The sequence below is a fragment of the Streptomyces sp. NPDC000941 genome (genome assembly GCF_053599555.1).
This window is the reverse complement of the sequence record NZ_JBSFMM010000031.1, coordinates 12132-25728: the sequence shown is the minus strand read 5'-3', so window position 1 is coordinate 25728 and position 13597 is coordinate 12132. Positions and strand designations below refer to the sequence as shown.

Sequence of the window (13597 nt, the reverse complement as noted above, 5' to 3'; positions counted from 1 at the left end):
CTCCCGTGTGTGAGGAACTTATGGGTCATGACATGTACCTGCAGTATTTACGTCATCAACTTTTGGCTGTGCGTACCGACTTGACCATCGTGTCACAACGCACTTATGAAGTAATCGTTGCTCGATAACTGACCCAATAAAAGCCTGGAGCCCCAAAGAGTCCCTGAACCTGAGCCCTCCTGGAGGACCGATGCTCCGACGACGGACACGACGGAAGACGGGCGCCGCGATGGTGTTGCTGGCCCTGGGGCTCACGGCATGCGGAGGCGGTGGCTTCTCCGACGGCGGCTCCGGTGGCGACGGCGGGCGGGGCAAGACGCTCCGGGTCCTGGTCAACATCACACCCAACCTCACACAGGAGTTCTGGAACGACCTCGTCGAGCCCTTCGAGAAGGCTCACCAGGGGGTGAACGTCAAGATCGAGGCGCCGACCGGCACGGGTGTGGCCGACACCCTCCAGCAGCAGCTGGCCGCCGGTGACGCCCCCGACATCGTCGAAACCCTGGTCGTGGACGAGACGCTGGCGCCCAAGATGCTGGACCTCACCGACCAGCCCTGGGTCGCGGACACCCCGCTGGCCAAGGAGGCCATGCTGGACGGGAAGGCCTACACCGTCGGCGTGGGCGAACAGGCGCAGTCGCTCGTCTTCTACAACAAGGAAGCCTTCACCGAGGTCGGGATCACCCGGCCGCCCAGGACACTCGAGGAACTGACCGAGGCGATGGGCAAGTTGAAGAAGGCGGGCCGTCTGCCGCTGCGGACCGCCGGTGACTTCGTCACCGGGCTGCAGCTGCTCCAGCTCTCCGACCCCTCCCTCGCCCAGAGCCGCCCCGGCTGGTACGGGCAGGTGCGCGACGAAAAGCTCACGGTGGGGGAGGTCATGCTCCCGTATCTGCGGCTGTACAAGACCTGGCTGGAGCGCGGATACCTCGACAAGAACGCGCTGGGGCTCAAATACGCCGACGCGGAGACCGACTTCCTCTCCGGCAAGTCCGCGATGTACGTCATGGGCAGCTGGTTCACCGCGGCGGAGGCCAGGGCCGCCGACAAGGGCTTCGAGGTGGGCGTGTTCCCCGCCCCGGTGGAGGAGGGGCAGCGCCATCCCGGCCCGCAGGGGGCCACGATGTCCATGCCGTACATGATCCTCAAGGACAGCGGGCGGCGGGAACTCGCCCTCGAACTCGTCAAGTGGCTGGTCACCGACGAGAAGGCCGTCGACAGCCAACTGCGGCAGGACGGCAACTTCCGCCGTGGCTCCGAGCGGACCTTCAGCCCGCTGGAGGGCGAGATACAGAAAATCCTCGACGAGGCTCCCGCGAGCGTCGCGCAGGGCGAGGGATACGGCGAGAACACCCTGCCCCGGGGCTTCAACGCCGCCTGGAACACCGCGGTGCAGAGCCTGTACACCGGGCGCTCGCCCGACGACGCGGCGAAGGCCGTCGACCGCTGGGTCCGCGACCGTTCCTGAACGCCCCATTCTTCAGGCCCCGGGTCGTCGGGGGCTGAGCAACCCTCCTCCTGAGCCACACCATGTCCGCGAGCGCACAGGAAGGGACACGATGCGCATCGATCGGGAAACCGGTCTCACCCGCCGCGGCCGGCGGTCCGGCGTACGAGGGGGCGGGCTGGCCACCGCCATCATGATCCTCCCCGCCACCGTGCTCTACACCGGGCTGCTCGCCGTACCGGTGGCGCTGGCCGGCTATCTCAGCCTCACCGACTGGGACGGCTTCAGCGCAAACCCTTCGGTCGTCGGCACCGCCAACTACACCGCCCTGCTGGACGATCCGGATCTGCGCCACTCGATCACCGTCACGCTGCTGCTGGCCGGGCTCGGCACGGTGGGTCTGAACGTGCTCGGCCTCGGCTTCGCGCTGCTGCTGAACGGTTCCTCGCGCGTCAACGCCTTCTTCCGGATGGTCCTCTTCTACCCCCATGTCCTCAGCGCGCTGGTCATCGGATTCCTGTGGAGCGCCATCCTCGGCACCACCGGAGCCGTCAACAGCCTGATCACCTCCCACGGAGGCGAGGTCCTGCCGTTCCTCGCCGATCCCGACTGGGCGCTGGCCACCCTGGTGTGCCTGGTGGTGTGGTCGGCGTTCGGCGTGAACGTGGTCCTGTATCTCGCCGGGCTCCAGGCCGTGCCCCGCTCCCTCACCGAGGCGGCCCGTATCGACGGCGCCACGAAGTGGCAGGTGTTCCGGCATGTCACACTGCCCGCGCTCGGGCCGTCGGTGACCGTGAACATCGTTCTGTCCCTGGTGACCCTGCTCAAGACCTACGACCTGGTGGTGTCGCTGACCGCGGGCGGACCGGCCGGGGAGACCCGCACCATCGCGTATCTCATCCTCTGGAACTCCTTCCACGACGGCCGCCTCGGACTCGGCTCCGCGCAGTCCGTGGTCCTGATGGCCGTCACGGCCACGCTCGCTCTCCTCGTGACCCGGCTGCGGCGGCGGTCGGAGATGGCGGTGTACTCATGAGCCTCCGTGGTGAAGCTGCCCGAGCCCCGCGTGGGCGCGGGCGACTTGGCGGCGCACCCAGACTGGTGTTCCTCGGAGCCGTCAGCGTGCTGATGCTGGTGCCGCTGTATGTCCTGGTGGTCAATGCCTTCAAGTCCCAGCAGCAGATCCTGACCGATCCGTTCGGCCTGCCGGACGGCGGCGGCTCTCTCCAGTACCTCGAACGGACCCTGGACAGCGAGCGGTTCGACATGGTGCGCGGCTACGCGGTGACACTGCTGTTCGTCGTGTGCGTCAACGTCCTGTCCCTCGTACTGGCCGGGCCGGCCGCGTACGTCATCGCCCGCAGCACACGGCGCCGCTACCGGGCGCTGATGCTGTTCTTCCTCGCCGGGACGTTCATCCCCGGCCAGGTGCTGGTGATCCCCGTCGTCTACGTCCTCAAGACCCTCGGCCTGATGGGCACCGTCCGTGGCTTCGTCCTCTTCGAGACGGTCCTGACACTGCCGTTCTCGGTGTTCCTGTACGCCGGATACATCGCCACCATCCCCCGCGAACTCGACCAGGCGGCGGCCGTCGACGGCGCCGGACGCATCCGCACCTTCTGGCGGATCATCTTTCCGCTGATGCGGCCTGTGGTCGCCACCATGGTCATCCTCAACACCTTCTCGGTGTGGAACGACTTCGTGAACCCGCAGATCATCCTCGGCCCGGGCAGCGGCCTGTACACGGTCACCACCGGCGTATACGCGGCGGTCAGCCAGTACCAGACCGACTACACCGTCGTCTTCCCCACCCTCCTGCTGGCCATCGCGCCCCCGCTCGTCTTCTTCGTGTTCATGCAGCGGCACATCATCAGCGGCCTCACGGCCGGGGCGACGAGGGGCTGACCCATGACGCACACCATCCGGGTGACCGCCACCGTTCCGCTGGGCGCACCGCCGGAGTGGGCGGTGCTGCAGCGCAGGCTGTTCGATGTGCTCGACGAGGCGTGGCGGGCCTTCGCCCACCGCTACTGCGAACCCGACGGCCGGCTGCGCTACCGCGGACCGGTGGCCGACCGCGACGGCGGCGACGACTTCTACGAGGCGTTCTTCAACTGGCCCGTCCTGTACCAACTGGGCGGCGCTGACGATCTGCTGGACGCCTGTAAACACCACTGGACCGGAGTCACCGCCCAGCTCACCGAGCTCGGCTTGGCCGTGGACGAGTTCGAGCGCGGATACGACTGGTTCCACCTGGGCGAGTCGATGCTGCTGTTCTACGGCATCTGCGCCGCCGACCCGGCCGACCAGGAGTTCCGCGCCCGGGCCCTGCGCTTCGCCGAGCTGTATCTGCCCGGCTCCCCGGCGGGCAACTTCGATCCGGCGACGCACACCATCCGGGCCCCGCACAACGGCGCCGCGGGCCCCCGGTACGGGTTGCAGAAGGAGTGGGCCTCCTACGGTGCCGACCTGGCTGTGATGCGCCCCTACGGCCTGCCACTGCGCGACCTCGACTCCATCCGCACCTGGGACGACCTGGCCGACCCCGCCCGCGCCCGCCGCATGGGCCAGGCCATGAACGCCCGCCTCGGCCGCGGCGACACCGCGGTCAACCTCGCCGCCACCAGCCTTGCCGTCAACGCCTGGCTGTACGACCACGACGACCGCCACCGCGACTGGGCCCTCGACTACCTCACCGCCTGGCAGCACAGGGCGCGTGCGTGCGGCGGTTTTCTGCCCGACAACGTAGGACCCTCCGGCGAGGTGGGCGAGGACCACGGTGGCCGCTGGTACGGCGGCCTGTACGGGTGGACCTGGCCGCACGGCCTCTACAGCGTCGGCAACGCCGCCGTGATCGCCGCCGTCAACTCCGTCCTCCTCACCGGAACCACCGACCTGCTGCCCCTCGGCCGCGGACCGCTCGACGAAGTCCTCGCCCACGCTGCCCGGGGCGCGGTCACGGACACCGAGATGAGCACGTCCGACCGCTGGCTCGCCGAACTCGGCGAGGACGCCGACCGCCCCACCCTCCTCGTCCCCAACCGGTACGACGACGGGGGCTGGTTCGACTACCAGCCGCCCCAGATCGCCCTGCCCCTGTGGTTATGGCACGCCTCGCTCGCCGACGAGGACCACGACCGCCTGCGGCGCCTCCGCGAGGTGTGCGGCTACGACTGGCGCACCGTCCGCGCGTTCCGCAACAAGGAGGAGGGCGGCCACGAAGCCCCCTGGCTGGCCTACCTGAGCGGCGACAACCCCGGCTACCCGGCCGCGATCCTGCGCACCGCCCTCGGTCAGGCCGCCCGCCGCATGGCGCTGATCGACGCGGACACCACCGACCCGGCGGAGCTGCACATCCACCACTGGCAGCGCCTCAACCCGGTCCTCACCGAGGCGCTGCTGCAACTGACCACCGGAACCCCGCAGGTGCTCTACAACGGCGGTCTGCTGCCCACCCGTCTCGCCTATTACGACCTTGAGCGCGGCCGCCCGGGGCTGCCCCCCGACGTGGCCGCCCTCGTGGACACCGTCACCGCCGACCGGGTCCGCGTCGAACTCGTCCACACCGGCCTGTCCGGTGTCCGCACGGTGGTCGTCCAGGCCGGTGCCTTCGGTGAACACCGCATCGACCGCGCCCTGGTCGATACGGCCGCACCCGGCTACCCCGGAGACCCCCGCTCGTACACCGTCCCCGACCCCGCCATCAGCACCGTCGACCTGCCGGTCGGCGGACCGCGGATCGAGGTTGAGCTGCCCCCGGGCCACCGCGTCCGGCTCGATCTGCGACTCACCCCCCGGGCCCAGCGCCCCGCACACCAGCCCGCCCCGTAGACCGGCCCGCCCCCGCCAGTGACCCGATAGCGCCCCGACAGTGACCCGACAGTGAGGAGACCGTTCGTGGACGAGGAACCCGTGTGGGAGCTGCCGGTACGCGGGGATACCCCCGGGCCCGCGGACCCCCAGGTCCTGACCCGGCTCGCCGAGGTGTCCGCCGCCACCGCCTGCGCCAAACTGCATGCGCAGGGCATCCGCCGCACCTTCGTCTGCGGACCGCGGCCGCTCGCCCCCGGTCTGAAGATCGCCGGCCGGATCCGCACCCTGCAGTTCATGCCGCAGCGCGAGGACATCGCCTCCGGCCTCGGCCAGGAGTACGTGGAGCGGCACACCGCCCTGTGGGCCGTCCTGGAGACCATCGAACCCGGCGACGTCCTCGTCGTACAGGCCTACGGCTCCCCGTACACCGGCTGCTTCGGCGACATGCTGGTGCGCTACTTCCGGCAGAAGGGCGGCGCCGGGATCGTCGTCGACGGCCGTATCCGCGACGCGCCGCGGGTGCGCGAGACCGGCGTGCCCGTCTGGGCCACCGGCGTCACCCCCCACTACGCCTCGCAGGCCGAGCTCTTCCCCTGGGCGTACGACGTGCCGGTGGCCTGCGGCGGAGTGCTCGCGCTGCCCGGGGATCTGCTGGTGGCCGACGACGACGGGCCCGTGGTGGTGCCCCGGCGCACCGCGCCCGCCGTGATCGCCGCCGCGCGCGAGCACGAGCAGTGGGAGCGCTTCAGCCGCGCCCGCATCGAGGAGGGAGGAGCCCTCACCGACTACTACCCGCTGACGGCCGACACCCGCGCCGAGTACGAGCGCTGGCGCGACCAGGACTTGGCCTGACGCACCCCCACACAAGGAGGACTACGACCGTGTTGCGCACCATCCGAAGACCACAGCTCAGGCTCACCCTGGCGGTGGCGGGCGCGCTGCTGCTGATCGGCGGCGCGGCGCTGCCCGGCCACCGCGCGGACGCGGCCGCCACCGGCTGCCGGCCCACGCAGCTCTTCCTCGCACCCGACGGCCGGGACACGGCCAAGGGCAGCAAGGACGCCCCGTGGCGGACCATCGAGCAGGCCCGCGACCACATCCGCGCCAAGGGCCTCAACCGGCCGGGGACGATGCGCTGCGACATCGTGGTCAACCTGCGCGCGGGCGACTACCCGGTCAGCCGCACCGTCGAGTTCGACGACCGCGACTCAGGGAACGGCGGCCACCGCGTCGTCTACCGTTCGTACGACGGGCCCGGCAAGGCCCGTGTCCTGGGCGCCGCGCCCGTCACGGGCTGGACCGCGTACAAGGACGGCATCTACCGCGCCGACGTCGGCACCGACCGGCGCTTCTACACCCTGTTCGAGGACGGGAAACGGGCCACCACCGCCCGCTACCCCAACCGCGGGACCGACGACACCTGGGCCCCGTATCTCTTCTCCGTGCTCAAGGAGCCGGAGAAGGAGGCCGTGCACCAGTGGCTGTACTCCAAGCCCGGTGAGTGGCAGGCGTCCTGGGACCTCAGCAACGCGCAGGCGGTTGTCTGGTCCGGCGGCAGCTGGAGCTGGTTCACCGACACCGTGCCCATCAGGGACTGGAACCCCGCCAAGAACCAGATGACGCTGTCCCACTGGACGCGGTACGCGCTGATGAACTCCCGCAGCGGCTCCCGCTACTTCCTCCAGAACTCCCTGGACTTCCTCGACCAGGCCGGGGAGTACTACTTGGACTACGGCAAGGGGCAGCTCTACTACAAGCCCCGTGGCGACATCGATGACGTGACCGTCATGCGCCCCACGGTCAAGACGCTGTTCAAGTTCGCGGGAGCGGCGGCCGACCGGCGGGTGGCGGACATCTCCCTGGACGGCCTCGCCCTGCAGTACACCGACTTCGTCGACTGGTACCGCTACGGCTGGATCAGCGACGGGGACTCGGGCGATGTCCACAAGTACCCGGTGTACGACCGGCAGATCGAGATGAACCGCAACCGCTTCGGGGCCGTCACGGTCACCAACAGCAGTGGTATCACCCTCCAGCGGATGCGGATCTCCGACACCGGCTTCACCGCCGTCTACGCGCTCTTCGCCAACGACCGCCTCACCGTCCGCGACAGCCTGCTGGAAAACCTCGGCGGCGACGGCATCAAGGTCGAAGGTGGCTACCCGGGCGAGGGCGACATCACCGGCCACCACCTGTTCACCGACAACTACATCACCCACTACGGGGAGCTCGTCCCCGGCGACGCGGCTGGTGTCGAACTCCTCAACACCAGCTCCAATGAGGTGAGTTACAGCTACTTCGAGCACAGCGCCCGCTACGGGGTCACCCTGGAGGTGATGCCCGAGGTGGGGCCCGGCGACTCGTACGCGCGCAACAACACCTTCAAGTATCTGCGCATCGAGAAAGCCGGTCTGGACAGCGGTGACATGGGCGCCTTCTACACCTACGGCGTCGACAACACCGAGCCGCACACCAGCAACAACCGTGTCTCGCAGCTCGTCGTCGGCGATGTCATACCGGACGACTCCATGCCCGACAGCGGCACCCGAGGGGTGCACATGGACGCGGGTGGCTGCGGTTTCACCCTCACCGACATCCAGGTCGGCAAGGTCACCGACGACAAGTACCAGAGCTACCAGTGCAACACCGTGGAGAACGCCAACTGGCAGAACGGCTTCGATCCCTCCCGTATGGAGTACGACAAGATCGGCGTCAAGCCCTCCTTCCCCTATCCGCTGCCCGGCTCGGACGGCTGAGCGCACAGGCGCACCCGCGTGGGCCCTCGCCGGGCCGCCACTCCCTTGCGAGCGGCCCGGCGGGCCCCGGCCCACGCCCGTCAGGAGATGACATGGACATCATGCCGACCGGCTCGCCGCCCGCCGTGACGGACGAGCTGCGCGGACTGACCTGGGACCACCCGCGCGGCTACGCGCCGCTGGAGGAACTGGCCCGGCTGGACGCCGCCGTCCCGCCCGGCTGCGAGACCGTCGGTCTGCCACTGCGCTGGGACCGGCAGCCACCGGCCGCCTTCGAGACGGCGCCGATCGACGGCCTCGCCGGTGACTACGATCTCCTGGTCGTCGAACACATCGGCCTCGGCGCCGCGGTGGAGGCCGGATGTCTGGTGGCGATGGACGACCTGTTCCCCACGGCCCAGCTGGAACACTGGCGCGGCCGTACCGTCGGCGCCTGCTACGAGAGCCATGTGCTCGACGGCCGGCTCTGGGCGCTGCCGCTGGACGCCGCGGCCCAGGTCGCCGCGGCCCGCCCCGATCTGATGGCAGACCACCCGATGCCGCGGACCTGGGACGAGGTGCTGACGCTGCCCGTCCCGCTGACCCTCTGCCTGGGCGGCCCGCACGCCCTGCTCACGTTCTGCGCGCTGTGCGTGGCGCTGGGGGAGGAGCCGGGCCGCGGACCGGAGTTCGTCTCGCGGGAGACGGGCGGGGCTGCTCTGGACACCATGGCCCGGCTGCTGGCGCGCGGCGACCCGCGGCTGTGGCGGCTCGGCCCGGTGGGGCTGCTGGCCGCGATGGCCTCCGCCGAGGGGCCCGCCTACTGTCCGCTGGTGTACGGCTACGCCCCCGCCACACAGTCGGGACCGTACCCGCTCACCTTCGCCGACGCCCCGGCCCACTATCCCGGAGGACGGCCGGGCAGTGTGCTCGGCGGCGCCGGGCTCGCCGTTTCGCGCCGCCGGACCGACGACCCGCTGGTGCGCGAGGCCATCCGCGACCATCTGCGGCGGCTGCTCGCCGAACCGGTGCAGTGCGAGCTGTTTCCGGTGACCGGCGGCCAGCCGTCCGACCGCGCCGCCTGGCTGGACCCGCGCACCAACAGCCGCTGGGGCGGTTTCTACCGCGCCACCCTCGCCACCGTCGAACACGCCTGGGTGCGCCCGCGCGCCGCCGGCTATCCGGACTTCCAGCGGTCCGCCTCCCGGCTGCTGCGCGAAGGGCTGGCCGACGGGCGGCCACTCGGAAGGCTGCTGACCGAACTCAACGAGAGCTTCCGCGACCGGACACGGCGACCTGACCACTTGCTGCGACCGAAGGGAAACGGGACATGAGCGAAGGAAACAGACGGGAGGCGCCACGGGACGGGGCGCGGCCGCTGGCCCGGCGCGCGTTCGTGGCCGGCACCGGCGCGCTGCTGGGCGCCGCCGCACTGTGGACGCCTTCGGCGCGGGCGGACGACAAGCTCGCCGCGGCCGCCGACGCCGTGGACGGCGTCCTGGCCTTCCCCGGGGCCGAGGGCGGGGGCAGATACGCCAGCGGTGGCCGCGGCGGCGAGGTCTACGAGGTCACCACGCTCGCCGACGCCGGTCCCGGCTCGCTGCGCGAGGCGGTGTCCGGCAGCGACCGCACCATCGTCTTCCGGGTCTCCGGCACCATCGAACTGGGGGGCGGCCTGGACATCACCGGGTCGAACCTCACCATCGCCGGCCAGACCGCGCCCGGCGACGGCATCTGCGTCGTCGGCAACGAAACCAAGATCAAAGACGTCGGCAACATCATCCTGCGCCATCTGCGGTTCCGGGGCACGGACACCCTCGGCACCCCCATCGACACCTTCGGCATGGAGCGCTGCGAGAACGTCATCCTCGACCACTGCTCGTTCAGCTGGGCGGTCGACGAGGTGTGCTCGCCGTACGGCAACGAGAACGTGACGATGCAGTGGTGCGTCATCGCCGAGGGGCTGACCATGTCCGCGCACGAGAAGGGACGACACGGCTACGGCGGGCTGTGGGGCGGCGACAACGTCACGTACCACCACAACCTGCTGGTCCACAACGGCGGTCGCAACCCGCGGTTCAGCTTTGTCGAGGACATGGCCCTCAAGGCCGACCACCGCAACAACGTGATCTACAACTACGGCTACACCTCTGCGTACGGCGGCGAGTGGGCCGACGGCATCAACATCGTCGGCAACTACTACAAGCCGGGTCCGAACACCGTCGCCGAGATCGCGCCCGTCATCATCGCCCCCAACCGCGGCGGGATCTGGTACGTCGACGGCAACCTCATCGAGGGACACCGCAAGGTCACCGCCGACAACCGGCTCGGCGTCCGCTTCCCGCCCGGTGGCGCCACCCTGCTGGACGAGCCGGTGGCCTTCCCCAGCCCCATCGAGGAACAGACCCCGAAACAGGCGTACAAGGCGGTCCTGGCGGGCGCCGGGGCCATCCTGCCGCGCCGGGACGCGATCGACGCGCGGCTGGTCAACGATGTCCGCAAGGGCACCGGACGCAGCATCAACTCGCAGAAGGAGGTGGGCGGCCCGGTGCCGCTCACCTCCGCCGACCCTCCCAAGGACAGCGACCACGACGGCATCCCCGACGACTGGGAGCGCGCACACGGCCTCGACCCCGACGACCCGGCGGACGGCCGGGCCATCGACCCGGACACCGGCTACAGCAACCTGGAGCTCTATCTGAACTCCATCGGGCCCACCGGCGCCCCGAACCCGGCCGTCGCCCTCACCGCCCCGGCCATCGACCAGATCTTCGCCAGTGACGGCGGCACCAGCGACCTCACCATCCGCGCCACCGCCACCGCGGCAGACGGCGCGAACATCGCCTCAGTCGCCTTCTACGCCGACGACAAGAAGCTCGGCGAAACCACCGCCGCCCCGCACGAGATCGTCTGGCAGGGCGCCCCCGCCGGCACCCACCACCTCACCGCCCGCGCCACCGACAGCACCGGCACCGCCACCACATCGAGCATGGTGCCCGTCCACGTCAACCGCTCCACCTCGGTGGCGCCCTGGACGGCGGTCGACATCGGGGCGGTGCCCATCGCGGGGGCCGCGGCGCTGGACGGCGGGGTGTTCACCGTGTGCGGCTCCGGAAAGATCAAGGGCCGTCAGGACTCCTGTCACTTCGTGTACCGGGCCATCGACGCCCCCGACGACGAGGTCGTCGAGCTCATCGCACGCCTGGACTCGATCAGCGTGGTGTACCAGGACGTCCTCGCCGGAATCATGATCCGCGAGGACCTGACGCCCGACTCCCCGTTCTGCCTCATGGGCATCTACATCGCGAACGGCGGCATCAAGGCCACCGCCAAGCGTATGCACTCCCACGGCACGGAGATGAACGTCGGCAACTACCCGTGGGAGGAGGACGAGATGCTCAGCAACAAGCCGTACTGGCTGCGTATCACCCTGCGCGGGGACGAGTTCACGGCCGAGGTCTCGCCGGACTCCCTCCAGTGGACACGCGTCGGCTACGAGCGCGTCCCCATGGGGCCACGGGTCTACGCGGGGCTGGTGGTGGAGGGCAACAAGGAGGCGAACGCCGTCGCGCACTACCCGACGGCGAAGTTCAGCAAGGTCCGCATCAACAACTGAATCAGCAACTGAATCAAGTATTTACCGCGCCGCTCTCGTCCAGCGGCACCCACACCCGCATCGCGCCGTCACCGCGGTTGTCCCACTGGAAGTAGGGCACCGCGGTGGCGGTGGTGGGCCGGCGCGTATCGACGGCGCCGTGGGTGCGGTACGGGAGCCCCGCCTCGTGCGGGCCGGTGACGGCGACCGCGTCCGCCTCGATCATCACCGTACGGCCAAGACCCGGCAGGTCCGCCTCGTCCCGTACCCGCAGCGCGGTGTCCGCGCGCAGCGCCAGCTCGTCCACCAGCGTGTCCGCAGGCTGGTCCAGCTGCTCGAAGCAGTACACCAGCGGCCCCCGCTCCATGGCCGCACAGCCGCGCACCGCGTCGATCCTCGGATGCGGCACGGTGAGCCGCGGCGCCATGTCCAGCTCCAGCACCACCCGCTCCCCGGCCCGCCAGCGCCGCCTGACGACCACCCGCCCCTGTGCGTCGCCGGCCACCGGCTCTCGCGCGCCGCCCGGCTCGGTCAGCCACGTCCGCGTACTCCACGGCGGAATCCGCAGCCCCAGCGCCCACTCGCCGGCCGGCGCGTGCTCCACGGTGACGGTGACCGTCCCGTGCCACGGATAGTCGGTGTCGATCCGCAGCCCCACCGTGCCACCCGCGTGGGCGTAGGACAGGTCCATCGGCGCGTACAGATGGAGGAAGAGCGTGTCCCCCGCCGTGGTCGCGGCGTAGTGGGGGAGCGAGGCCACCAGCCGGGTGACCGACGGCGGACAGCAGGCGGAGTAGAACCACTCGTCGCGGCTGCGTGGATCGCCGACCGCCTCCGCGTGGTCGGGGCGCCGCTGCAGCGGATTGCCCTTGTAGTACTTCCGTCCGTCCAGCGAGCGGGCCGCCGCGAAGGCGTTGTACAGGGTGCGCTCGACCAGATCGGCGTAGCGCCCCTCGCCGGTGGCCAGCAGCAGCCGCCGGCTCCACTGGATGCTCGCCGCCGACGCGCAGGTCTCGTTGTACGACAGGTCGGGCGGCAGCTCGTAGCGCTCGCCGAACACCTCCCCGACCTGGCGTGAGCCAAGACCGCCGGTCAGTGACGTCCGGGTCGCCGCCATGTCCTCCCAGCGGGCGGCCGACGCCTGGAGCAGTGTGTCGTCGCCCGTCTCCACGGCCACGTCCACGGCCCCGGCCTCCAGGTACAGTGCCCGGACGACATGCCCGGTCACCGCCGGTGCCGTGCGGACCGGAAGGTGGTCGAGACGGTGCCGCGCCCCGTGTTTGTGGCGCCCCACCAGGCCGTGTCCGCGCCGCTCCACCAGCCGCGCCGCCAGGGTCAGATACCGCACATCGGCGGTGGTCCGGAACAGCTCCACGAGCGCCGTCTCCACCTCGGGGTGGCCGTCAAGCCCGGGCCCGGGGTCCTCGAGGAACACCGCGCACAGGTGGTCGGCGCACCGCCGCGCCACCGCGAGCAGTTGTCCATCCCCGGTGGCGCGGTGGGCGGCCACGGCGGCCTGGAAAAGATGGCCGGCGCAGTACAGCTCGTGGCTGTCGACCAGCCGGCCGTAGCGGCCTCCGACCTCGGCCACCTGGTAGTACGAGTCGAGGTAGCCGTCGTCCCGCTGGGCCCGCTCCAGCAGCCCGGTGGTACGGGAGAGGAACCCGGCCAGCGTGTCCTCCGGGCCCGCCTGGAGCTCCCAGGCCACCGTCTCCAGCATCTTGTGCACATCGGAGTCCGCGTACACGGGCCCGCGGTAGGCGCCCTGCTCCTCGCCCGCGGCGATGCGCAGATTGGCCAGGGCGCCGGACTTCTCCAGCCAGTGCAGGGCCAGCGGCACGCTGCTGCCGCGGTTGACCCGCTGCCACAGCCGCCACAGGCCGTCCGTCACGCGGATCCGCCCGCCGTGCGGCGGGCGGTGTGCCGTACGCGCGCCGGGGGAGGGGAGTACGGGGCCGTCCACGGGTGCCTCCTGGGCGTAAGAGGGCTTGGCGTGAGGGCTTTGCG

The 13597-nt window shown here is 70.5% G+C and carries 9 protein-coding genes; 8 read left to right on the top strand and 1 reads right to left on the bottom strand.

The genetic code is table 11. The annotated features are described in order from the left end of the window. The first annotated feature begins 190 nt into the window (after positions 1 to 190). From ACWDSL_RS12960 to ACWDSL_RS12925, 8 genes are all read left to right on the top strand, one after another. Positions 191 to 1468, top strand: a complete 1278-nt coding sequence (locus ACWDSL_RS12960; RefSeq protein ID WP_450484651.1) for an ABC transporter substrate-binding protein — start codon at positions 191 to 193, stop codon at positions 1466 to 1468. Between the two features lie 91 nt (positions 1469 to 1559). Beyond that, positions 1560 to 2483 carry a carbohydrate ABC transporter permease gene (locus ACWDSL_RS12955; RefSeq protein WP_450484649.1) on the top strand — a complete coding sequence of 308 codons (924 nt, stop codon included), beginning with the start codon at positions 1560 to 1562 and terminating at the stop codon, positions 2481 to 2483. Positions 2484 to 2548: 65 nt separating this feature from the next. Next, positions 2549 to 3352: a carbohydrate ABC transporter permease gene (locus tag ACWDSL_RS12950; RefSeq protein WP_450484647.1), complete on the top strand. Its 804-nt coding sequence runs from the start codon at positions 2549 to 2551 to the stop codon at positions 3350 to 3352. A 3-nt stretch (positions 3353 to 3355) separates the two neighbouring features. Next, the gene (locus ACWDSL_RS12945) at positions 3356 to 5278 is read left to right on the top strand and encodes a hypothetical protein (RefSeq protein WP_450484645.1); all 1923 of its coding nucleotides are present in this window, start codon (positions 3356 to 3358) and stop codon (positions 5276 to 5278) included. 66 nt (positions 5279 to 5344) lie between these two features. After that, entirely contained in the window at positions 5345 to 6112 is a 768-nt protein-coding gene (locus tag ACWDSL_RS12940; RefSeq protein ID WP_450484643.1) for an RraA family protein, read from the top strand. Positions 6113 to 6141: 29 nt separating this feature from the next. Then, positions 6142 to 8016 (top strand): right-handed parallel beta-helix repeat-containing protein, encoded by a 1875-nt coding sequence (locus ACWDSL_RS12935; protein WP_450484641.1) that lies wholly within the window; start codon positions 6142 to 6144, stop codon positions 8014 to 8016. A gap of 92 nt (positions 8017 to 8108) precedes the next feature. Next, a complete protein-coding gene (locus ACWDSL_RS12930) occupies positions 8109 to 9329 on the top strand; it encodes a carbohydrate ABC transporter substrate-binding protein (RefSeq protein WP_450484639.1) in 1221 nt (406 codons plus the stop codon). Beyond that, complete coding sequence (locus tag ACWDSL_RS12925) at positions 9326 to 11611, top strand: Ig-like domain-containing protein (protein ID WP_450484637.1); 2286 nt, start codon at positions 9326 to 9328, stop codon at positions 11609 to 11611. Before ACWDSL_RS12930 ends, ACWDSL_RS12925 begins: the two co-directional genes overlap by 4 nt. A 13-nt stretch (positions 11612 to 11624) precedes the next feature. Here ACWDSL_RS12925 and ACWDSL_RS12920 read toward each other — a convergent pair whose 3' ends face one another. Next, positions 11625 to 13553 carry a glycoside hydrolase family 127 protein gene (locus tag ACWDSL_RS12920; RefSeq protein ID WP_450484635.1) on the bottom strand — a complete coding sequence of 643 codons (1929 nt, stop codon included), beginning with the start codon at positions 13551 to 13553 and terminating at the stop codon, positions 11625 to 11627. Positions 13554 to 13597 lie beyond the last annotated feature (44 nt).

Bases quoted from the DNA above. Each gene is read 5' to 3' on its own strand.
- ACWDSL_RS12945 (WP_450484645.1), top strand. From the start codon at position 3,356: ATGACGCACACCATCCGGGTGACCGCCACCGTTCCGCTGGGCGCACCG.
- ACWDSL_RS12955 (WP_450484649.1), top strand. From the start codon at position 1,560: ATGCGCATCGATCGGGAAACCGGTCTCACCCGCCGCGGCCGGCGGTCC.
- ACWDSL_RS12960 (WP_450484651.1), top strand. From the start codon at position 191: ATGCTCCGACGACGGACACGACGGAAGACGGGCGCCGCGATGGTGTTG.
- ACWDSL_RS12925 (WP_450484637.1), top strand. From the start codon at position 9,326: ATGAGCGAAGGAAACAGACGGGAGGCGCCACGGGACGGGGCGCGGCCG.
- ACWDSL_RS12930 (WP_450484639.1), top strand. From the start codon at position 8,109: ATGGACATCATGCCGACCGGCTCGCCGCCCGCCGTGACGGACGAGCTG.